Source organism: Dehalogenimonas sp. 4OHTPN (assembly GCF_040448695.1).
Lineage (GTDB): Bacteria > Chloroflexota > Dehalococcoidia > Dehalococcoidales > Dehalococcoidaceae > Dehalogenimonas.
Genome location: NZ_CP159307.1, coordinates 982866 through 1005106, shown reverse-complemented (window position 1 = coordinate 1005106; position 22241 = coordinate 982866). Strand labels below are relative to the sequence as shown.

General features: G+C 53.4%; 20 protein-coding genes, 1 tRNA gene, 1 riboswitch and 2 other annotated features. Of the genes, 4 read left to right on the top strand and 17 right to left on the bottom strand.

Annotation, left to right across the window (positions count from 1 at the left end; all coding sequences use genetic code 11):
* Positions 1–11: 11 nt before the first annotated feature.
* The 5 genes from ABV300_RS05215 to ABV300_RS05195 all read right to left on the bottom strand — a co-directional run bounded on the left by ABV300_RS05215 (position 12) and on the right by ABV300_RS05195 (position 6710).
* The gene (locus tag ABV300_RS05215; RefSeq protein ID WP_353713849.1) at positions 12–896 is read right to left on the bottom strand and encodes a branched-chain amino acid ABC transporter permease; all 885 of its coding nucleotides are present in this window, start codon (positions 894–896) and stop codon (positions 12–14) included.
* Positions 896–2818 carry an AMP-binding protein gene (locus ABV300_RS05210; protein ID WP_353713848.1) on the bottom strand — a complete coding sequence of 641 codons (1923 nt, stop codon included), beginning with the start codon at positions 2816–2818 and terminating at the stop codon, positions 896–898. The genes ABV300_RS05215 and ABV300_RS05210 overlap by 1 nt, the downstream gene beginning before the upstream one ends.
* A gap of 178 nt (positions 2819–2996) precedes the next feature.
* A complete protein-coding gene (locus ABV300_RS05205) occupies positions 2997–4505 on the bottom strand; it encodes a leucyl aminopeptidase (RefSeq protein ID WP_353713847.1) in 1509 nt (502 codons plus the stop codon).
* A gap of 9 nt (positions 4506–4514) precedes the next feature.
* Positions 4515–5114 carry an ATP-binding protein gene (locus ABV300_RS05200; RefSeq protein ID WP_353713846.1) on the bottom strand — a complete coding sequence of 200 codons (600 nt, stop codon included), beginning with the start codon at positions 5112–5114 and terminating at the stop codon, positions 4515–4517.
* An 87-nt stretch (positions 5115–5201) separates the two neighbouring features.
* A complete protein-coding gene (locus ABV300_RS05195; protein WP_353713845.1) occupies positions 5202–6710 on the bottom strand; it encodes an AMP-binding protein in 1509 nt (502 codons plus the stop codon).
* A 134-nt stretch (positions 6711–6844) separates the two neighbouring features.
* Positions 6845–7108: a binding site (T-box leader), on the top strand.
* Between the two features lie 106 nt (positions 7109–7214).
* Between ABV300_RS05195 and ABV300_RS05190 the strand changes: the two genes are divergently transcribed.
* The gene (locus ABV300_RS05190; RefSeq protein WP_353713844.1) at positions 7215–8579 is read left to right on the top strand and encodes a TrpB-like pyridoxal phosphate-dependent enzyme; all 1365 of its coding nucleotides are present in this window, start codon (positions 7215–7217) and stop codon (positions 8577–8579) included.
* Between the two features lie 52 nt (positions 8580–8631).
* Here the strand turns inward: ABV300_RS05190 and ileS are convergent, their stop codons facing one another.
* From ileS to rpsF, 10 genes are all read right to left on the bottom strand, one after another.
* Positions 8632–11670 carry an isoleucine--tRNA ligase gene (gene ileS, locus ABV300_RS05185; RefSeq protein ID WP_353713843.1) on the bottom strand — a complete coding sequence of 1013 codons (3039 nt, stop codon included), beginning with the start codon at positions 11668–11670 and terminating at the stop codon, positions 8632–8634.
* Between the two features lie 31 nt (positions 11671–11701).
* Positions 11702–11945 (bottom strand) — a binding site (T-box leader).
* 60 nt (positions 11946–12005) lie between these two features.
* Positions 12006–12695 carry an RNA-binding cell elongation regulator Jag/EloR gene (gene jag, locus ABV300_RS05180; protein WP_353713842.1) on the bottom strand — a complete coding sequence of 230 codons (690 nt, stop codon included), beginning with the start codon at positions 12693–12695 and terminating at the stop codon, positions 12006–12008.
* Complete coding sequence (locus tag ABV300_RS05175) at positions 12583–13443, bottom strand: YidC/Oxa1 family membrane protein insertase (RefSeq protein ID WP_353713841.1); 861 nt, start codon at positions 13441–13443, stop codon at positions 12583–12585. The genes jag and ABV300_RS05175 overlap by 113 nt, the downstream gene beginning before the upstream one ends.
* A gap of 105 nt (positions 13444–13548) precedes the next feature.
* The gene (locus ABV300_RS05170; protein WP_353713840.1) at positions 13549–14628 is read right to left on the bottom strand and encodes a PQQ-binding-like beta-propeller repeat protein; all 1080 of its coding nucleotides are present in this window, start codon (positions 14626–14628) and stop codon (positions 13549–13551) included.
* Between the two features lie 11 nt (positions 14629–14639).
* Positions 14640–14858, bottom strand: a complete 219-nt coding sequence (yidD, locus tag ABV300_RS05165) for a membrane protein insertion efficiency factor YidD (RefSeq protein ID WP_353713839.1) — start codon at positions 14856–14858, stop codon at positions 14640–14642.
* A gap of 2 nt (positions 14859–14860) precedes the next feature.
* Positions 14861–15193, bottom strand: a complete 333-nt coding sequence (gene rnpA / locus ABV300_RS05160; protein WP_353713838.1) for a ribonuclease P protein component — start codon at positions 15191–15193, stop codon at positions 14861–14863.
* Positions 15194–15230: 37 nt separating this feature from the next.
* Positions 15231–15371 (bottom strand): 50S ribosomal protein L34, encoded by a 141-nt coding sequence (gene rpmH / locus ABV300_RS05155; RefSeq protein ID WP_058439418.1) that lies wholly within the window; start codon positions 15369–15371, stop codon positions 15231–15233.
* Positions 15372–15402: 31 nt separating this feature from the next.
* A complete protein-coding gene (gene rpsR / locus ABV300_RS05150) occupies positions 15403–15819 on the bottom strand; it encodes a 30S ribosomal protein S18 (RefSeq protein ID WP_353713837.1) in 417 nt (138 codons plus the stop codon).
* A 36-nt stretch (positions 15820–15855) separates the two neighbouring features.
* The gene (locus ABV300_RS05145; RefSeq protein ID WP_353713836.1) at positions 15856–16257 is read right to left on the bottom strand and encodes a single-stranded DNA-binding protein; all 402 of its coding nucleotides are present in this window, start codon (positions 16255–16257) and stop codon (positions 15856–15858) included.
* Between the two features lie 34 nt (positions 16258–16291).
* Positions 16292–16642, bottom strand: a complete 351-nt coding sequence (gene rpsF / locus ABV300_RS05140; protein ID WP_058440066.1) for a 30S ribosomal protein S6 — start codon at positions 16640–16642, stop codon at positions 16292–16294.
* Positions 16643–17064: 422 nt separating this feature from the next.
* On the opposite strand from rpsF, the gene ABV300_RS05135 reads away from it, so the two are divergent.
* Positions 17065–17820 carry a DDE-type integrase/transposase/recombinase gene (locus ABV300_RS05135; protein ID WP_353713835.1) on the top strand — a complete coding sequence of 252 codons (756 nt, stop codon included), beginning with the start codon at positions 17065–17067 and terminating at the stop codon, positions 17818–17820.
* A gap of 421 nt (positions 17821–18241) precedes the next feature.
* Here ABV300_RS05135 and ABV300_RS05130 read toward each other — a convergent pair whose 3' ends face one another.
* On the bottom strand, positions 18242–18466 hold the full coding sequence (locus ABV300_RS05130; protein WP_353713834.1) for a hypothetical protein: 225 nt from the start codon (positions 18464–18466) through the stop codon (positions 18242–18244).
* 135 nt (positions 18467–18601) lie between these two features.
* Between ABV300_RS05130 and ABV300_RS05125 the strand changes: the two genes are divergently transcribed.
* Positions 18602–18678, top strand: a tRNA-Asp gene (locus ABV300_RS05125).
* Between the two features lie 274 nt (positions 18679–18952).
* A riboswitch (cyclic di-GMP riboswitch) is annotated at positions 18953–19036 on the top strand.
* Positions 19037–19074: 38 nt separating this feature from the next.
* Positions 19075–20394, top strand: a complete 1320-nt coding sequence (locus tag ABV300_RS05120) for a hypothetical protein (RefSeq protein ID WP_353713833.1) — start codon at positions 19075–19077, stop codon at positions 20392–20394.
* Positions 20395–20472: 78 nt separating this feature from the next.
* On the opposite strand, the gene ABV300_RS05115 is transcribed toward ABV300_RS05120, so the two are convergent.
* Positions 20473–22071 (bottom strand): S8 family peptidase, encoded by a 1599-nt coding sequence (locus ABV300_RS05115; RefSeq protein WP_353713832.1) that lies wholly within the window; start codon positions 22069–22071, stop codon positions 20473–20475.
* Between the last annotated feature and the right edge of the window lie 170 nt (positions 22072–22241).

Below are 22241 nucleotides of genomic sequence, written 5' to 3'. Positions count from 1 at the left end.
TTGACAAAACCTCATATCCTCTCGATGCGTTCCTGACCGAACAAACCATAAGGCTTAATGAACAATACGATTACGATAATGATAAACGGAATGACATCTTTAACACCTGACCAGGTCAATTCAGTCAAATAGCCGCCGCCGAGGTTTTCCGCGAGCCCGATTATGGGGCCAGCGACAATAGCCCCCAGGAAAGAGTCCAGCCCGCCGAGAATGACCACGGAAAACGATTTAAGCCCGGTTTCGACGAGGCCGTGAGTAATGCCGCCGATGGAACTCATCAGCACGCCGCCGATAGCCGCCAGCGCTCCGGCGAACATCCAGGAAACGGAGAATATTTTGGTTACCGGAATGCCGCAAGCCCAGACCGCCATCTGGTCGTCGGCGGTAGCCCGCATAGCCACGCCCATTTTGTGATAACGGAAGAAGATGCTAACCAGGATGAAGAGTACCAGGGCGATGCCGGCCGCCCAGAGGTATTCCTGGGAGACAACCGCTCCAAGTATCTGTACCGGCTCATCCGGGATGAAGTCCGGCATTGCGGCGGTGGAAATAGGCCAGAACATAGCGACCAGGCCTTCAAACAGGAAGGCTATTCCAAGAGTAACGGTAATGAGTGAGAGTATGGGTTGACCGATTAACGGCCGCAGCACAACGCGCTCGAGCACCCAGCCCAAACCAGCCGCGGCGGCGATGGTCACCGGTAGTCCGGCCCAGAACGGCAGTCCGGCCTGCTCCATGGTGCCGTAGGCGATCCAGGAAAAGAGCAACACCATCTGCCCGAGGGCGAGATTGGCCACAGACGAGGATTTCCAGATGAAGGTGAAGCCCAGGGCTATCAGCGAGTACACCAGGCCCACCGTGATGCCGGTGAGGACAAACTGCATCAGGTCAGCCATTAGAGCGACCTCACCTTTATCGAAGTGGTCACTACGCCCTTTCGCCCGTCACGGTAGGTCACCGGCGCCTCCACCTTGACCTCTTTGTTCTCGCCGTACATCGCCTCGATCAGGTCGGCGTAGCGCTGGTACATGGCTCCGCGCCTGAGTTTCCGGGTGCGGGTTAATTCCGCTTCATCGGGATCGAATTCCTTATGGAGTATCACGAACTTCTTGACTCGGGAGTGTTCCGGTAGAAAACTATTAACTCTGGCCACGTCCTTATTCACGAGATCCGCGATCTCTTTCCTCTGCGACAGATCGACATAGGTAGTGAAGTTAAGATGGTGATTTTGCGCCCATTTGGAGACCATAGCGAAATCGATATTGATGATAGCCGCGGCGAAGTCCTTCTCTTTGTCACCTAGAACCATGGCGTCTTTGATATACGGCGAAAACCTCAAGCGGCCTTCGATATATTGCGGGGCAAACTTTACCCCGCTCCTTAGTTCTCCCATGTCCTTCAATCGATCCAGGAAAATGATGTGACCGGCCTCGTTGATATTAACCGCGTCGCCGGTGCGGAACCAGCCGCCCGGGGCGAAACTTTCTTTTGTCTTGCCTTCATCTTTGTAATAACCGGAGAACATGCAGTCAGACCGGACGTATAGCTCACCTTCACCGGTCAGCCGCACCTCAGTATTAAGGGCTGGCCGACCAACACTCTCGAAGGCGATGTCACCCTGACCATGGGAGGAGATAAAGCCTGCCTCGGTTGAAGCATAGTTCTGCCTTAGTTCAATGCCGATGGCGTGGATCAACTTAAAAGTGTCAAGCGCCAGCACCGATGAACCGGTGACCGCCCAGCGGACGCGCGAAAGACCCAATCTATCTTTCAGCGGCCGGAACATCACGCCGTCAGACGCTTTCCCGAGCGCTTTCCAAAACGCAGAAGGCTCCACGCCAGACAACCTGGCTTCCGCCATTTTGTAGCCTACCGGGAGCAATGCTTTGTAAGCCCATCGTTTGAACGGGTGGGCGTCCATCATTTTGACCTGGATATCGGAGACGATCCCTTCCCACTGCCGCGGTCCATAAATAGCAAAGTGTGGACCTATCTCCCGCGTATCCGAGGCGATGGTTTCCGGCTCCTCCGGGAAGTTTAGACGGGCGCCGGAGAGGATATGGGGAATAGTAGCGAAAAAACTGTCGCCGACCCAAGCAGCCGGGAAGTTGGAGATCAGGTCGCTTTTTTGATCGAGCGGGTAGCGGGTGACAAAGCCGGAGGCGGTGGCGATTAGCGCTTTGTGGGTCAGTATGGCGGCTTTCTGAGTACCGGTGGTGCCGGAGGTATAGTAGATGAAGGCGGTGTCGGCGGGCTTTATTTTTTTCAGGTTTTCCTCGAACAGGCCTGGGTGTTCTTTTTCAAACTCCATACCCATTTCGACGACTTCACGGAAACCGGTGAGCAGCGGATCGTCATAGTTCTTCAAGCCCTTGGGATCCCAGTAGATGACTTTTTTCAGCTGCGGCGCGGCGTCCCGAATCTCTAAAAACTTATCAGCCTGCTCCTGGTCGTTGGCAAGGGCAAACCGCGCTCCTGAATGGTTCACCACGAACTTCACTTCATCTGGGACCGCATCGACAAAAATGCCGGTTGGGATTGCCCCGGCGGCCTGGACCGCGAACTCTCCCCAGAACCACTCAGGCTCGTTATCGCCGATGATGGCAACAATGTCGCCAGGCTTAAGACCTAACTTAATTAATCCTAACGAAAAATGCTTGACCTTGTTGAAGTAGTCCGACCAGGTATAACGATGCCACACGCCAAGGTTCTTGTAGCACATGGCCGCCTTGCCCGGCCATTGTTCCGCGTTGCGCTTTATGAGGCCCGGTATGGTCTGCGGCTCCAAATACGGAAAACCCCCATAAACAAGAACCACCCCCGCTTGGGAGGTGGTCTTAATTTTCGCCTTCTAAGTTTTAGTTCGTATTCGACCTACCCAAGCGCACCCTGGTGCGCTGGGTAAAGGAGAAGGTATAGCCGAACCTGCCTTGGAACATGATGGGTTAGATTATCATAACGATTAAAACCGTGTCAAGGCGAATCGGACTTTAGGACTAGGACTCCTGCTCTCCTGCCAGCATCTCCGTCAGGCGGACAAGCGTCGCCACCGGCACCCCGCTGCCGCCCTTGGTCAGATGTCCTTTCTCCTTCTCGCCATAAGCCGTGCCGGCAATGTCCAGATGCACCCAGGGCGTTTCACCGACAAATTCCCCGAGGAACAAGCCGGCGGTGATGGTGCCAGCCGGTCGGCCGCCGACGTTTTTGATGTCCGCGTAGTCACTCTTATACTGTTCTTTGTACTCGTCGTAAGCCGGCAGCTGCCAGATCCTTTCGCCCGCAATCGAGCCAGCTTTGATCACCTTGTCGCATAGCGGCTGGTTGTTAGTGATGGCCGCGGTGGTGATGCCGCCCAGCGCGATGACGCAGGCGCCCGTGAGCGTCGCCATGTCGATGATAGCCTTAGGCTTAGTTTCTTTAACGAGATAGCCTAGGGCGTCAGCCAGGATGAGACGTCCCTCTGCGTCGGTGGTGATTACCTCCACTGTCTTGCCGGTAAACATCTTGAGGACATCGCCCGGTTTATAAGCGCCGCCGCCGGGCATGTTCTCCGTAGCCGGCACCGCGGCAATGACGTTGAGCTTCAATTTCAGCTTGCCTATGGCACTCATGGCGGCGATGGCAGCCGCTCCGCCGCTCATGTCAAACTTCATATCTTCCATTTTTTCAGCCGGCTTGATGGAGATGCCGCCGGTATCAAAGGTGAGCCCTTTGCCTACCAGGGCTAAATCCCAACTCTCGCCGTCGCCGCCCTTGTATCGCATGATGATGAGTTTGGGGGAATGCTTCTCGAACGATGCCTGGGAAACCCCAAGCAAACCGCCCATGCCCAGTTTTTCCATGTCCTTCCTGTCAAGAACCTCTACCTTGACACCGGATTCCCGGCCGACTTTCTCGGCGATATCCGCCATATCCTCCGGCGTCATGTGATTGGAAGGTTCATTAGCCATGTCCCGCGCCAGCCTGATTGCCTGGGCGGTAATCTCGCCTTTTCGAGCGCCCCTGTCGAATTCATCTTTGTCGAGTTTCGTCTCTGAAAGGACAACGAGGGACTTGATATCGCCGTATTCAGCTTCTTTAGTCAGGTGCCGGCGGTAGCTGTAGCTGCCAAGGTAGGCCGCTTCAGCCGTCACCCGGCCGATGCCACTGACGTTGAGACTGAGGTCTGGCAGCGCCAAAGCTAAATCGACATTATTCTTGCGCTGCAACCCACGGCAGGCGTCAGCGACCGCCGACCGCAGCCGGGCGGTGTCAAAGTCTTTTTTCTTGCCTAGACCGAGGATTGCAACTTTGGCCGCGTTGATCTTGCCCAGCGAGTGGATGATGGTGAGTTCCGAGTTCTTGCCCTTGATCTCTTTCTTCTTCCGTAACTCGGCCACAGCCCCGGCGAGGGCTTTGTCCAGGTCTTTTTCGAGTTCGCTGCCTTCGACATCTTCGAATATGCCGACAATTACGGCGTCAGCCTTGATTTTGTTTATGTCTCCGGTGGTAAGTTTGATTTCCATGAGACTCCTTTAACTATTCCCGCTCGTTTGCGCTATTATTCTATCAATAACGGCGGAAATGTCCATAGCATTTTTGACTTCATGATGAGGTTCTCTGATCGGCTCATAACTGGCTTCAAGCTTCTGGTACACCTCCCAGTCGGCATCGGAGTAGCCGTCGCGCCGTGACATTCTATCAATCAATCTGGCCTGGGCAGTCTCCCGAGGCGTGCTCAGGTAAACGACGATGGGTTCCGCCCCGGTAGCCGCGGCGATGGAGAACAGCGGCTGACGCGACTCTTCAGACAGATTGGTGGCATCGAGAACAACATTATGTTTTCCAAGAAGCAGTTCACGTGCTACTACGTGAATGGCGCGGAACAGGCGATAACTTTCTAACCTGGAGTAAACCGGCCGCCGTACCAGCGACTTGCGCAGGAAATCACTTTCAAGGACGACCGCCGGGATGCGCTCGGTAAGTTTACATGCAAAAAAGCTCTTGCCCGAGCCGGGCAACCCAACCAGAATGATGAAGGCTGGCGATTGAACTTTCTGCGGCGGCTGTTTGAAGATAGCCCGCCGCAGCCGTAACACGTCGCGGGCGAGTAACTCCTCGGCTTTCACCAGCATATTATACCCTACAAGGCTATGACCAAAAGATGCAAGTCAGCCATTGCTCGGGAGACTGTCTGGTGTGTGTTTCTTGTATCCTAAAGTCTAATCGAGCAGCCCGAAAGTGTCCAACTCACCATCTGGCTTCCGGGGAATCTCAGCGACGAAGAGCACTTTTTTAGGACATTTATAGTTGGCCAGTTTTTCCAGGCAGTACTTCTTGACTTCCTGCTCGGTCATATCGGCACCGTCTTTTAGCTTGACCACCGCCAGGACTACTTCGCCCCGCATTCCGTCAGGATCGGGAATGCCGACCACGGCGGCCTCAGTGATTGAGGGATGGGTGACAAGCAGGTCAGAAATATCGGAGAAGTAGATATTCTGCCCCTTGGTGATAAGCATCGGCTTTTTGATGCCCTTGATAAAAAGCTCACCGTTCCTGTCAATGACACCGATGTCGTCGGTGTAAAGCCAGCCGGAACGGATGTAGCCGCTGGTCAATTCCGGCAGCTGGTGGTAAGCCCTCATTATCGGGCCTTTGATGATGACCTCGCCCGGTTCGCCGATACCGGCGTCGCTACCGTCATCCCTGACGACCCGAATCGAAAAACCAGGTATCGCCCTGCCGACACCGCCGCTCCGCCCGGAGCCGGTAACCTCCTGACAGGTAACGTGGCTGGTAGACTCGGTCAGGCCGTAGTATTGCACTAGATTCTTGCCGGTCAACTCTTCGAAATCGGTGATGACGTTGACCGGTATCGGCGCGCCGGCGCTGCCGCAAAACCGCAGCGTCGCAAGATTGTACTTTAACCCGTTGGTTTTGAGGTGATTGACCATCATAGCGTGGATGAAAGGCACGCCGTGGAACATGGTCGCCCTTTCTTTTTCGATAGCGCACAACGCCGCATCCATAGATACGCCGTTGACGATCACCACCCGGCTGCCGGCCCAGAGAGAGGTCATCATAATCACGGCGATGCCGATGGTATGGTGCAGCGGCAGAGCGAACAGGATGACGGTGTCAGCCTCGGTCTGGGCGAATCCGGCTGCCGATCCGGCGGCTGCTTCGATCAGGTGCTCCTGCGTGATCTCGGCGCCGTGCGGCCTCAGCGTCGGGCCGGAGGTGTAGGCGATGTGAGCCAGTTCAGAATACTTAGCGACTTCCGGAGGATCATCGGAGCTTTCAATGAGCGAGGAGTAGGGTATGCAGGCCAGCCCTTCGGTACAGCCTGTAACGATGATATTTTTGAGGCAGTCAAAGCGGGCAAACCCGCCGCCAAGCGACTTCAAAATGGCTGTCTCGGCGATAAGGGCTGCAGGCCGGCAATGATCGAAGACTGCCTTAATCTCCAGCATCTTATATTTTGTATCCAGCGGGATGGCGATAGCCCCTGCTTTGGCGATGCCGAAGTAGCAGATGGGAAAATCCGGGCTGTTCTCAAGCAGTAAGGTGACTCGGTCACCGGGCTTAATCCCCAAATTGACCAAATTCCTGGCTAAACCGTTGGATAATTTGTCCAGATTTTCAAATGAAAGCTGCCGGTCGCCCAGCTTAAAAGCGGTGCGCTGGCCGTGGCGCCGGGCGGCCTCAGCGATGAAATCAACTAAGTTCATGCAGTTCCTCGATGGCGGATTCGCATTGAAGTCTATCAAAAACCCACCCGCCTGCCAACTTAAGACCAAAGTATTAATACCGGTCGTCTTGACAAGACGGGGTATTTGGAATATAGTTCGGTCAATCGAATAGCCAAATGGCTGTGAACGGGAATAGTAAATCCCCCTGCCAGACCACAGAGAGCCGGGGAAGCTGAAAACCGGTGTCTGAGCGGGGATCGAATGGGTCCGGGAGCTGCCGCCCTAAAGTTTAGTGACGAGTAGGAGCGGCCGCCAGGGAAGCGTTATCATCCCAGGGTATCATCCCAAGTTCCGGGACGTACCCCCCAACGAGATAGTCTTATGTCCTGGTGACTGAGATTAATAAGGGTGGCACCGCAGAGCCCTCTGCCCCTTGAATAAGGCAGAGGGTTTTTTATTTTCATTAACGAGGTGCCGCCATGTTTTGAAGGAAAGCGCAAATCTCAGTAATCCCCGGGATATATTTGAAAGGAGTTTATAACCATGGATCGGGTCAAATATCTACTCGCTGAAAAAGAGATGCCTACCGCTTGGTACAATATCCAGGCTGACCTTCCGGTACCGCTGCCGCCTGTGCTCCACCCGGGCACCAAACAGCCGTTGACCCCGCCTGACCTGGCGCCCCTATTCCCTATGGAATTGATTATGCAGGAAGTCTCCAGGGAGCGTTATATCGACGTGCCCGGAGAGGTCATTGATATCTACCGCTCATGGCGGCCGACTAACCTGTTCAGGGCTCGCCGCCTGGAAAAAGCGCTGCAAACTCCGGCTAAGATCTTCTATAAATATGAAGGTTCATCACCGGCTGGCTCTCATAAGCCGAATACCGCGGTGCCCCAGGCTTTTTACAATAAAAAAGAGGGCATCAAGTGCCTGACCACCGAGACTGGCGCCGGCCAATGGGGGTCTTCATTAGCCTTTGCCTGCAGCCAGTTTGGCCTGGATCTTAAAGTCTATATGGTCAAGGTCAGCTACCAGCAAAAACCCTACCGGCGCATGATGATGGAGACCTGGGGGGCTAAATGCGTACCCAGCCCCAGCATGGATACCAATTCGGGCCGCGCCGCCCTGGAGGCGGACCCCAACAACCCGGGCAGCCTCGGGCTGGCCATTTCCGAGGCGGTCGAAGATGCCGCGCCCAAGCCAGATACCCATTATTCCCTGGGCAGCGTGCTAAATCACGTTTTGATGCACCAGACGGTAATCGGGCTGGAAGCCATCAAGCAAATGGAGCACGCCGGAGAGTATCCGGATGTAGTGATCGGCTGCGTGGGCGGCGGCTCCAATTTTGGCGGCATGGCCTTGCCATTCGTCCACCAGAACCTAACCGCCGCTAAAAAGACCCGTATCGTGGCGGTAGAGCCGTCTTCCTGCCCCAGCCTGACAAAAGGGCTTTACGAGTTTGACTACGGCGATGTTGCCGGTATCGCGCCAATCGCCAAGATGTATACCCTGGGTCATAAATTTATGCCGCCCCCGGTTCATGCCGGCGGCTTGCGCTACCACGGCATGGCGCCTATCGTCAGCCACCTTTACAAGCTTGGACTGATTGAAGCCAAGGCTGTCAATCAACTGCCCACCTTCGAGGCCGGCCTTCAATTCGCTCGAACCGAGGGTTTCATCTCCGCGCCGGAGACCAACCACGCTATTCGCGCCGCGATCGATGAAGCGTTAAAATGCCGCGAAACGGGCGAAAAGAAAGTTATCCTGTTCAACCATTCCGGCCACGGCCACTTCGACATGGCCGCCTACGATGCTTATCTTTCCGGCAAGCTTACCGACTACGAATACCCGGAATCTCTGGTCAGAGAAGCCTTGAAGGACCTCCCCCGCTGTATGGTGGGGTAAATAATCCGGTTAAAAAAGAGAGCGGGAGTCTTGACCGGCTCCCGCTCTCTTTTTAAGTTACTTTTCTCACTCCCAGCTTTATGGCATGGCCTTCAAGTTTGAATGTTTCAGCAGTTATTCCGGGATCATCCGGAACGCCTTTGACAAGTTCCCGGGAGAGCGTTTCTCTGGCGACGTAGCCGCTCCAGGCTTCCATCACCCGCTCGGTTTCGCTATCGGTTTCGAAAAAGGTGGAAATAGTGTCAGCGATATCGAAACCGGCAGTCTTACGCAAACCCTGAATGCGGTGGGTGATTTCCCGGACTAACCCCTCGTCGACGAGTTCCGGCGTAAGCCGCTTGTTGATACCCACCGTAACCGGCCCGTCGGTAACCGTGGAATACTCGTCGGTATTGATTAACCCGGCGTCGCTGGCGAATCTTAAGGTCTTTACGTTAAGTTCCTCAGTGATCGCGTCGGCCAGTTTTTCGAGTCCTGAAAGCTCATTTTGGGACAAACCGACAATTACCGCGTCGGTCAGGGGTTGACGCACTTTAATGGCGGCCTGGGCCCTGGCGGCGCGCCCGACACTGGAAGCCTTCATTGCCAGGCGCATCGATCCGGACAAGGCATTATCTATACTATTCGTTTCGGCCTCGGGATAATCGCACAGATGAACGCTGTCAAACTTTCCGGCCTCGTTGCCGGCAATCAGGTTCTGGTAGATCTCTTCGGCAAGAAACGGCATGAAAGGAGCTACCAGCTTTGAAAGCTTAACCAGGCACTCATATAAGGTGTTGTAAGCCGACAGCTTGTCTGCATCGCTCTCACTCTTCCAGAAACGCCGCCTTGAACGCCGGACATACCAGTTTGACAGGTAGTCAACAAAAGCCTCGATGGCGCGGCCGGCGGAAACCGGGTCATAGGCGTCCAGGTCGGCGGTCACTTCAGTGATTAATTGGTTCAGTTCAGATAGTATCCATCTGTCCAATTCAGAGGCGATACCGTACTTTTGAGTCCCCGGGCTGAAGTTATCGATGTTGGCATAAAGGACAAAGAAGGAGTATGTGTTCCACAAGGTGGATATAAACGACCGGGTAACTTCGCCGACCAGTTTTTCTGAAAAACGCCGGGTATTTCCGGCCGGCGAAGCCGTCAATAAATACCACCGTACCGCATCGGCGCCGTGTTTATTGATCACCGTCTCCGGGAGGACGACGTTTCCCCGGGTCTTGCTCATTTTCTCCCCTTTTTCATCAAGGATGAGCCCCAGGGAAATAACGTTCTTAAAACTTGGCTGGCCAAAAAGTAAGGTCGAAAGGGCATGCAGGCTGTAGAACCAGCCGCGGGTCTGGTCAATGCCCTCGCAGATGAAGTCAGCCGGGAATCGGCCGTCCTTGAAAATGGAGCGGCTTTCAGGATCAAATGGGTAATGCTGCTGCGCCACCGGCATGGCGCCGGAGTCAAACCAGCAGTCAATGACATCCGTCACCCGACGCATCCGGCCGCCGCATTTTTGACAATCGTAAGCTATGTCGTCAACAAACGGGCGGTGCAGGTCCAGTGGCTCAGGAAAGCCGGTGAATCCCGGTTTAAACCTGAGTTCGTCAAGACCGCCGATGCAGTCAGAAGCCTGGCATTTGTCACAGCGCCATACCGGCACAGGGGTGCCCCAGTAACGTTCTCTCGAAAAAGCCCAGTCGACGTTGTTCTGCAGCCAATCGCCAAAGCGTCCCCTTTTGATATGCTCAGGGTACCAGTTGATCCTCTCGTTGTTTTCAATCAAATCTGCCTTGCGCGCTGTGGTGCGGATATACCAGCTTTGCTTGGCAAAATACAGAAGGGGCGTGGCGCACCGCCAGCAGAACGGGTAAGTATGGTGGATCTTTTCATCCTTTTGAATCAGATGGCGGTCTTTCAGGGCGCGTGTTATTAGCGGATCTGCCGCTTTCACGAATTTTCCAGCGCCCGGATAAGAGCCGGTTATCTTGCCCTGTAGATCGACATGATGAATAAAATAAAGCCCGTGCCTGACCCCTGACTCATAGTCCACTTCGCCATATGCCGGAGCGGTATGAACGATTCCGGTACCGTCTTCCATCGACACGTAATCGGTGGTGATAACCGGATACAATATCTCACCCGGCTCTGATGCCGTCATGCCTGTCGCGGCCAATCGATAGACAGGCACCCCATTGTCAAATGGATCAAACAATGGTCGATATTGCAACCCTACCAGATTGCAGCCTGATATACGCCCAGCCTGGTGGGCATTATGAAGACCGTTTGCTTCAAGTCTTTCCGTTGCTAAAACCAGGTATTCATCCCCCATGTCGAGGACGGCGTACTCCGCGGTACCGCAGACTGCCAGCGCGGTGTTAGCCGGCAGCGTCCAGGGCGTTGTTGTCCAAGCGAGCAGGGAGAAGGGCTTGTCGGCGAACGCGGCGAGAGGCCCGGCCATCCCGGCTGGTTCGATTATAAATTTCACGTAGACAGACGGGTCCTCGGTGTTCTCTTCATACCCGAGGGCAACTTCGTGCGATGATAACGATGTACCGCAGCGGGGACAGTGAGGGGTAACTTTATGCCCTTGATAAACGAGTCCCTTATCCCACAACTGTTTTACCACCCACCACCCGGTTTCGATATACTCATTGTTCATGGTTATGTAGGCATGCTCCAGATCGACCCAGTAGCCGACGCGCTCGGTCAATCCTTTCCAGTCTTCGACATACTTGAAGACGCTTTCCCGGCACTTCTTGTTGAATTCAGCGATGCCGAAACTCTCAATGTCGGTCTTACTCTTGAAACCGAGAGCTTTCTCAACCTCGAGTTCCACCGGCAGTCCATGTGTATCCCATCCGCCGATGCGGGGTGCATAATACCCTTTCATGGTTTTATAGCGCGGCATTACGTCTTTGAAAACACGCGACAGGACATGATGAATGCCGGGTCTGCCGTTAGCCGTGGGTGGTCCTTCGTACAGGGTAAAGCGTTTCCGCCCGTTCCGGCTTTCAACCGAGCGTTTGAAAATATCTCCAGCCGTCCAAAGCTTCAGGATCTTTTCTTCGATTTCTGGAAAGCTAACCCGGCTGCTTACTGGTAAAAACATTGCGCCTCCTTATAAAAACCAAATCCCGCCCATAAGGGACGGGATTAACCGCGGTACCACCCTTGTTCCCCGATGAATCGGGGCGCTCTTTTCTGGCACAAACATGCCTTGCCAGGATAACGGCTGGCACTCGTCCAAAACTAATCACCCAGACACCCTGGACTTTCGCCTGGAAGCTCAGGAGGGATTTTCCGCCCTATTTCCAGCCTGCTCGCACCGTATCAGGCTCGCTGATGGAAAGCGCCGGGCTTACTCTTCTCCGTCAACGCTGTTGACAGGAAGCATATCACAGGATAAAGCTGCGTTCAAGAAACAAGCCAAATGGATAACAACTTCTATTTTAGAGATTCTTCCCGGGGGACAACAACAACTTTTCGCTCTTCCCCAAAACCTACGCTCTGAGTGGTCACTTCGGGATCACCGGCCAGCACCATGTGAATAATGCGCCTCTCAAAAGGCGGCATTGGGTCCAGCGAGTACGGCATCCGGCGCTGGCGCACCTGCTCCGCCGTCCGCCGAGCTAACACTTCAAGGGACTTAAAACGCCTTTGTCGGTAGCCGTTAACGTCCACCACGATCGGTAAATAGTCTCCAATACGTTGAGCCACCAGGATTCTGACCAGATACTGGAAATTTGCCAGGGTCTGACCGTGGCGGCCTATAAGCAGGCCCAGATCTTCACCGAGAATATCAAAAACCATTCCCGATTCATTTCCCGTTTCTTCAGTGACCATCGCATCCGGCAAGTACTCAACGCCGGCATCGAGATCCATGTGGTCTATCAGATCTTGAATGATCCGCGTGGTAACGGCTACGGCATCGGCGGCACGGGTGGCCGAAACCGGTGCCGCGGGTTGTCTGGTCCTTACCACCACAATGGCCTCTTCAGTCCGGATACCGAAAAGTCCGTGGCTACCTTCGTTTACGACGTCGATCTCCACCTCTTCCCGGCTGACTTTTAGTCGTTCCAGGCCGCGGGTTACCGCCTCTTCCACCGTCCGCCCCCTTACCTCGATTTCCTTCATTCACAATCTCCTCAGCCTGCTCAACCACCACTTTTGGCGTGGCTGATTCAGGTGATTTTTCATTTTTCGAAACACGGTCTTTGTATCCGCGGTCCCGCTCCAGCCTGCTCATTAAACCCTGAAACCAGGGCTTCAGCTCGCCGGGACCGGTGGCGAAGAACTGGACCACAACCCTCAATATACTCGATGTCAGCCAGTACAGCGCCAGGCCGGCCGGGAAAGTAATCGAAATGAAAACAAACATCGCGGGCATCATGAAGAGCATCATTTTGCCCTGCGCCGCAACCTTTGGATCTGCAGACTGAGGCGTGGTCATTTTCTGCTGCAAGAGCATCACCGCGCCCACGAGAAGCGCCAGAATGTAATCCGGGGTGGAGAGGTCTATCCAAAGAAAGGTACTGTTCAGCGGGAGGGTCTCATAGACCACAGCCCAGTCGTATAAATGCCTGGAAAGGCTCAGGAAATCTTCGGGCGTTACCGCTAGCACCCTGATAATAGCCTGATACAAAGCTATCCAGATCGGCATCTGTATAAGCATCGGCACAAGGCAGCCGGTGGCGCTGGCGCCAGACTCCCGCATCAGCTGCATCTGCTCTTGAGCGAGCTTTTGCCTGTCTTTGGCGTATTTCTTTTGAAGAGCCTGGAGTTTCGGCTGCAACTCCTGCATCGCCTTGGCCGCGCGCATTTGCTTCATCGTCAAGGGATACATCACCGCGAAAATAACGGCGGTCAGGACGATAACCGTCAAACCGAAATTGTTGAAAAGGATACTGGAAAGCCAGATCATCCCGTTGATCAACGGGTCAAGAATTATTAGATCCCAGATATCTCCAATACTCACTCAATTACCTCTTCAGGACACCCGGTATTCCCATACACGGGCGCCGGTCAATGCGTTAACAGCGAAAATTGTTTCGTTGGTCTGGCTGTGAATAAAGACGATTTCGCCGGAAGAAGCCAGCGGCGCTCTGATCGTAGTATCCAGTATGGCAAGTTCCCGGGTCTGCTGTGAACCATCGTCGATAACAACGATTTTCCCATCCTCAGCGGCCGCTACTACTAACTGGCCATTCGCAATGGACGGCGAAGCGGCAAACGGGCTTCCGAAGTCATGTTCCTGAATCAACTGACCCGTCCCACCGCCGAGAACATAAACGCTCCCGTCGGTGTTTGGCGCGTAAATTTGACCTCCAAGGACTGCTGGGCTGCCCCAGAACCACTTGCCGGCGGAGAAGCGCCATAACTCGGCTCCGGAAGCGCTGTCCAAGCAATAGAGATTACGGTCAAGTGAGCCGATAATCAGCGTATCGTTAAAAATAACCGGGGCTGAAGTAAAGACGCCTCCAGCCTCAAAAACCCATAACTCCCGCCCGTCGGTTTCTGAGATGGCGTAGACTTTTTTATCAAACGAACCGATATATACCACGCCTTTGTGAACCAGAGGCGTCGCCCAAATTTTATCGCCGTTTTTGAAACTCCAGACAACCTTGCCGTCGGCTGAGTTGATGGCATATACCGATCCTTCGGTGCTGCCGTAGAAAAGACGCCCGTTGCTTTCAGCCAGCCCGCTGATAATCGCGTCCGGCAATTTTACTTCTTCGGGCGTCGGCGACGACCATTTGAGAGCTCCGCTGGCGGCGTTGACAGCAAATACCCTGCCTCCGTATGAAGTCACATAAACGGTATCACCGACGACGAGCGGAGAACCGTAAATACCGGTAGCGTTTTCCAGATTCACCTGCCAGCGAACCGTCCCGGTGCTGGAATTGAGCGAGATCAGCCGGCCATCGGTGGTTCCGCAATATAATTCGTTGCCGGCTAGAGTCACCCCGCTCCAACCCAGGGCTCTCTGCCCTCCGGTGCATCCGCTGCCGCCGACAGCCAGCGCGGTTATTAAGGCAATAATAAAACCGATTTTCCAAATATTCCGCAACCTAGTCTCCTTCAAGCGTGATCCGGCACCGGATCGTAACCGCCTTTGTTAAAAGGATGGCAGCGCCCCAAACGTTTCAGGCCCAACCAAACGCCTTTGACAAAGCCAAACCGTTCAATAGCTTCAAAGGTATATTGTGAGCAGGTTGGCTGAAAACGGCAAGACGGAGGTAATACCTTTGAAAGGCTGTTCTGATACAGCCTGATCAATCCCAGGGCCACTTTTTTCATCGTCAACTGCTAACCAGCCCAACCCGCTTCATCAGATTACAGGCACTGGCCTCCAGCTCGGCATAAGGCACAGAAGCGGCAGATGATCTCGCGATAAATACTGCGTCGATGCTGTTTTTGATCTCAGCCTTCCGCAATATTTCCCGAAGCCGCCGGCGAACTCGATTTCGGACTACGGCGCAACCGAGCTTTTTACTGGTTACGATACCGATACGGCTTGACTCTGTGCTGCCCGGCGCGGTTTTAAGTATCAGCAATGAGTCAGATTTGGATCGCCCGGCGGACAGCACCCTCTGAAAATCTTCCCGTCTTCTAAGGCGTGTTTCACGGACCATGCACCCTCCGCCAGCTATTACCGGAGAAAGGTGGAAGCTAGACGACAATTAACCTTTTACGGCCTTTAGCCCGGCGCGACTTCAGCACATCGCGGCCGCCCCGACTAGACATTCGGGCAAGAAAACCATGTTCCCGTTTGCGGGGAATCTTTTTCGGTTGATAAGTCCTTTTGGGCACTTTATATCCTCACTTGATGTTCAGGAGTGGTTTACGCCGTTGCCGGGTTTTCGGTTGTCGCAGCCACCACCGGAGCGGCGTTTTCTGTCTTAGCTTCCGGCGCGGCTTCGGCTGCTTTCGGCGCTGAAGGGCTCATCATCCAGGAGGTGCCGGATTTTCTGATATGCTCCGGGACGAACGGCAGCAAGGCTATGATCCGAGCTTGCTTGATGGCTTCTGACAATGCCCGCTGGTGCCTAGCACAGGTACCGCTGCGGCGGCGCGGATCGATCTTGGCGCGCTCGGAGATGTACCGCGAAAGCCTGGCTGTATCTTTGTAATCAATAATGATGTTCTTATCGGCGCAAAAAGCACACACTTTACGCCGCTGCTGAAAACGGCCGCGACCGCCAAAACGCCCGCCCGGACGTCCCTGAGGCCGAGCGCCTGAATCACGTGAAGTTACCAATTATTTACTCCTATATCCGATCTGTAATTTTACTTATTAAAAGGGAATATCTTCCGGCGTAATATCACCGGTGGGTTCGGCGCTGCTGGTTTCGTCGGCGGCGGCGGGCTTTTTATCCAAGAGGTTGACGGTGCTAGCGATTACCTCAGTCTTATAATGCTTCTGACCGTCCTGACCATCCCAGGTTCGGGTCTGCAAACGGCCTTCGACATAAACCAACCGACCTTTTGCCAGTAGCTGGTTGCACTGCTCAGCCAACTTGTTCCAGGCGACCACGCTGAACCATTCGGTTTCTTCTTTGCGTTCCCCATCGGGGGAGTCCCATCTCCTGGTGGCAGCCACGCGAAACGAAGTCACCGGATGTCCGCTAGGCGTAAACCGCATCTCCGGATCTCCGCCGACATTACCGATAATCATGACCTTGTTTAGACTGACCATCAATACGTCTCCTCAGCTGCGCGACGGGTACGTCCTACTTGCCAGGGCAAATAATCAAATGGCGCAGCACGTCTTCTGAAAGACGAAGGTCATTGTTGATCTTCTTCGTTAGAGAAGATACGGCACTGAACTTCACCAGGAAATAGATACCCTCGGTCTGGTGTTTGATGGGATAGGCTAGTTTCCGTTTGCCCCACGGCTCGGTTGAAGCGATAGAGCCGCCTTTTTCGGCCACCAGCTTGGCGATGTGATCCAGCCCGGCATCAAGCTTCTCTTTCACCAATTCAGGACGGTAAATGACTACCAATTCGTAATTGCGGACCGGCTCAGTCCTGGAGCGTAAAAGCTCTGTAACCGGCTGGACCTTCTTTTCTTTGACAGCGATAGTATTGTTCCTCCCAATTTTTGCTTGTAATCGCAAGAACTTGGGTATTATAGCACAAGGCATATAGGCAAACAACAGCCCGGATACCGGGTATTCCTAACTAGGTCTTGACAGGGGTTTTATCTCCGTCATACGTTTAGGCTAAAACCTGAACGGAGACGGCAATGAAAATAAGAGAAGCAGTGAAGGAGATAACAAACGCTATGAATCAGATACTAACAGGGTCTGCCAAAGTTGACTATGTGGAGTGTAAGTTCTGCCATAGCCCCAAAGTGGTACGGAATGGGACTAAACGGCAAGTCCAGCAGTGGCTTTGCCGGAATTGTGGGCGGTCGTTTGTTAATAACGATTGTCTGCCGTTAGGCCGTTTCAAGCCGGAAGATATAGCGTCGGCGGTCTATATGTACCATACGGGGTCATCATTGAATGACATTGTGGGCTATATCAAACAACGGACAGGGCGGACTGTCACCGATGCTGGAGTTTACAAGTGGGTCACCGAATACACCCAAATCGCCTTGAACGGGGTCAAGGACGATAGGCCAAACGTGGGTAATACTTGGGTAGCCGATGAAACTGTGGTCAAGATTGCGGGTCAAAAGTACTGGTGCGTTGCTGTGATAGACCAGGAATCACGATTCGCTTTGGCAACCCGTATTTCCCGTAGCCGAACGGCAAGGGATATTCAAATTGCTTTTGAACGAGCAAAGGAACGGGCGGGCAAATCACCCAAAGTAGTCTTAACCGATGGCTATGTAGCCTACCCCGAAATGGTCGGCCTAGTATTTGGCGAAAAGACTAGTCATATGCCAAGCAAGCCGTTTGAGGGCAAGGCAGGGCAAGATACAAACGTCGTTGAGCGGTGGAACAGTTCGCTCAAGGAAAAGCACAAAGTAAGCCGTACGTTCAAAAGCCTAAAGACCGCCAATCTGAATCTTCAGGGCTGGATATTCTTTTACAACTATTTACGTCCCCATATGAGCCTTGAAGATAAGACCCCCGCCGAAGTATCAGGGCTAAAATCGCCGTTCAGCAATTGGCGGGACGTGGTAGACACCAAGACCCAGAAAATCAGGGTCATTATCAAGCCTGAAAGCGTGACCTATCGGAAACGGGAAAAGCCTATCAGCAAGCCGAAAACTAGGCGGGTAACTAATCATGATAGGGTGGTGATGTGATGGTTAGTACTAAGTTCAAGATTTACATTTATTTCAATTTGAGGATTCGGGAGATGTTTTATCATCGTTTAGGAATTGGGGAGCCACTAAGCGGAGTAGAAGCAGATTATTGTCACGAATTATCCGAGCAACTAAAGAAGGAATTACGTCTAACATGAGGCTCAATTTTTTAACTTCTTCGGGGTTGCCCCAGTCCGTATCAGGGATTGAATCACTCGGCGTAGTTGTTCTGCCTTCTTTGACCTCTGTCAGCCAATATATATGTTCGTCTAGTTCTTTGAAAAACCTCTCGCCTACTTTGAAACTAATGTGGTCTATATTAGTAAGTTGGTGGAGTAATTCGGCTTTATCGGGGTCTAACACAATATGGAAAATCCTTTAATTATCGTTTCAATTGCTTTGGTGGCATGTGTCATTTCGCTCATTTCGCAAACGCGGCGAGTAATCCAACTGCGAGAGGAATTAAGGAGGCTAAAACGGAAATGATACCGATTTTTAGTAGGATTTCAACCCCCGTTGCGATTAGCACTAATCCAAAGCCTAGCAACAACAGAAACAAAGACCAGGGTTCTAGATGCCCTGAACCTATGGCAAACACCCCGATTGCTAAGCATGCGAAGCCACCGGCAAATTCAAATTTAGGCATGCCCCAATCATACACCCGCCAGATTCAGTGTATCAAGACGGGGTTAGGAGAACCGGATACCGATTCATTGGGAGGAAGACAGCCTCTAACTTGTTGACACCCGGAGGCGTGAATTGGTACACTCTTTCTTCGCGCGGCCCCGTGGTGTAGCGGTCTAACATGCCACCCTGTCACGGTGGAGATCGTGGGTTCGAATCCCATCGGGGTCGCCATTCTTTTCATATCTTTGACTCAGCAAATATCTTCCAAGTATCCGCCTATTTTGTTATGTCTACTTGTATGCCTACTTCTGGTAAGGTTTAGTAAGTTTAGGTTATCTTGACCCAATCCATGTTTGGCTTTACAGTTATAGAGAGTGATCGTGCGCCACTGATCTGAATGGAAATTACGTATTTTGACGTATGTACATGACCCTCAGGGGATGTTAGTATAGCAGGCGTCTAAACGGAGGTGTGAACAACCGAGTATAGAGTCTTAAATTAATTCTGATGATCAGGAAGCGTTGAACCGCCGTCTGTATTTGGATCACTTGGACAGCGGGGAGCAAGTAGTGAAACCGGCCTGTGGATATATGGCCGGTTTTTATTTTCATAAAAAGGAGGAGTTTTATGAAAGCATTAAAGAGATTCCTGATTCCCGCTGTAGCGGCGGTTTTAGCTATGAGTGTTGCCATCCCGGCGCTGGCCAAGCCAGGAACCATGGTGAATGAAAACCAAGGCCAAAGCGGCACGACATTGAGCGCCAGCAAAACGGCAACCGGTTTCTGGGAACAAACTTGGACATACGATTGGACCGTAACCAAGTCCGTCAGCCCCGAGGCAATCGAACTCGGCAAAGATGACAGCGAAGATGTAACTTACACAGTCACCGCCACACGAAGTGACCCAACGGTTAACAACGTTTATGGCGTCCGCGGTACGATTACCGTGACCAATGGCGGTGCGGTAGCGACCGAAAACCTGATGCTTATTGACCAAGTTGAATACAAGGTCGGAGCCGGACAGTTCCAGCCGCTGGGCGGCGCCACCCAAACTATAACCCCCGCCCAATTAGCTGCCGGTGATACCGGAACATATGACTATTTAATCGAATTCACACCTATTGAAGGCGCAATCTATCGTAATTCCGTCCGTGTGACCATTACCAACCACTCCGGACACCTTGGAGAGGCTTTCGGTCCGGAACCCAAAGCTGATTTCAGCCTGCCAGCCACGCCGACCATTTTCCTGGTTGATGAATCTGCGTCATTGACTGATGCGGTTACAGTTCCGGATGGTTTCACCTACAACACATCTCAGACTTTCCCGGTATCCTTTACCGATACCGGAGTTTTGACTTTTAGCGCGACAATAACCAATGTTTCCGTTGCCACGGAAGGTACGTCTAATCTCGTTAATACTGTCACACTCACGGAAACTGACACCCTCCAGACCCGCACCGACGATGCGATAGTTATCATCACTATCCCGGGCGGCGGCGGCGGTGATGATGAGGAACCTGGTGACGGCCAGGGTCTCAGCCCCGGATTCTGGAAGACCCATCCTGCTGCGTGGACCGGTTACTCCACCGGCGACACCTTAGGCGGGATTTTCGATCTCGACAATTTCGGCAGCCTCGGCGACAGCACCCTACTCGAAGCGTTGAATTTCGGGGGTTCCGGTGAGTATGGCTGGGCCAAAACCCTGCTGCGGCAGGCGGTAGCCGCCCTCTTGAACGCTGCGTACTTCGGTGATGACTTTGGAATGTCTGCCGGAGATATAATCAGTGAAGTTAACAGCGCTCTAGCCAGCGGAAACACCGGTGATCTCCAGTCAGATCTTGACGATGCCAATAACCAGGGCGGCGAAGTTGAGAATCCAGGACCGGCTGATCCAACTCCCGGGTATGAGAAAGACAAGGACAATCCAGGCAAAGGCAAAAAGCCATAACAGTTAAGACGATTCAGACTAAAGAATCAGGGAGGCCGGTCGGCCTCCCTGATTCTTCTTTGTTCTATCAGCTATTAGTCACTTATTGCTTTTTCCGTTAGTCGGCGGCGCAAGAATGAGGGACGCCAGGTTTATGCCGTTTAGAGCATTCCATTCATATCCATCCGCGGAGACCATGGTTAAACTGGCTATATATGTCCCGGCGACAGCTTTGGACAATGTGAAAGTCACCAATCCGGCACTATCAGTTGTGCCTTTGAACTGCCACGACTGGCTTCCATTGGTAATTGCCATCGAAACACTTGCCCCGGCAACAGCACCGGCTTCACTAACAACCTTGGCTTTGATGACCAGGTTCTTCCCACTGACGGTGAAGGTTATTCCGTCCACCCACATCGGCTTCACCACCGGCTGTTCAGGAGCCGGCGCCGTGGGCGGTTCTGGAGTGGGCGCCGGTGGAGGTTCAGGCGCTGGTTCCTCTCCGAGCGGCGGTACGGGAACAGCGGCGGCAGCTTTTGCGGCGTTGATTCGGCCGGCGCCGATCCCGTTAACCCCGATTGCATCACAATTTGCTACGATTATTGCCCTAACCTCATCGTTTATTCTGCCATCGCCGTTGATATCCGAAGCCGATGCCATTAACAGCGCGGCTAAGCCAGCAACGAACGGAGCTGCCATAGATGTCCCGCTTTTATACCCGTAGCCGTTGCTCATTAGTGTGGAATAGACGCTGGATCCTGGCGCGGCGACATCCACCCAATCACCAAAGTTTGAGAATGAAGAAAGACGGTCGGCGCTGTCGGTTGAGGCCACCGAGAATGCCTGCGCGTAATATCCGGGATAAACCGGTACTGAATTAGCATTGTTTCCAGCGGAACAAACGACGATAACCCCTTTATTCCAGGCATAATTGACCGCGTTTTCCAGAGTCGAGGAGGCGGAAGCGCCGGACAGGCTCATGTTAATGACACTGGCGCCGTTGTCCGCCGCCCAGATGATCCCCTTGGCCATGCCGGAATAGGAGCCGTAGCCGTCATCGCCAAGTACTTTTACATTAAGGAGCGAAGCATTGTAGCCCAAACCGGCAACACCCAGACTGTTGTTGGTGATGGCGGCTGCGATGCCGGCGACATGGGTGCCATGCCCCTTGACGTCTGATTCAGTAGCGCTGGTGGAGAAATTGATGCTGCCTTTGATCTTGCCAGCCAGGTCCGGGTGGTTCATGTCAATACCAGTATCCAGGATGGCGATAACCACAGCGCTCGACCCGGTGGTCACCGACCAGGCCTGGGAAGCGTTGACCTTAGTCAGACCCCACTGGCTGGAAAACGAGGGATCGTTGGGAACATCGTCGGCAACGGCGGTGGAATCATATTCGGCGTAGAGGACGTTTGGATTGTTCTGGTAGACCTTAAGCATACCAGCGGCCTTGCCGGGGCTGAAGGACAGGATATGGACGCCGATGCCGGGGATAGTGTCGGCGACATGAGCTTCGGACTGGCGGTGGAGCGCCGCGATGTCGGAGGCCGCTGCGCCGGGTCGGAAGGCTACCAGGATTGTGTCCTGCCCGACAAAGTTTTCCCCATCGTATTGCTGCGTCGCGGCTAGTGCGGCGGCGGGTGTTGAGAGGATCAAGGCCAAAACCGCCATGATCGTCAATTTTAGAATTTTCATCATATTCCTCCTGGCAGGACGCGAAGCGTTAACCGGTTCGACACGCTTCGGATATAGTCAGATAGGAGTTTAACGCAGCGGCGCTAGCTTGATAATCACCATTTGGTACCGTTTACGCCGGATGTGGCCAGTATATAGTACTATGATAACTGGCCCAATGGATCTTGACGTTT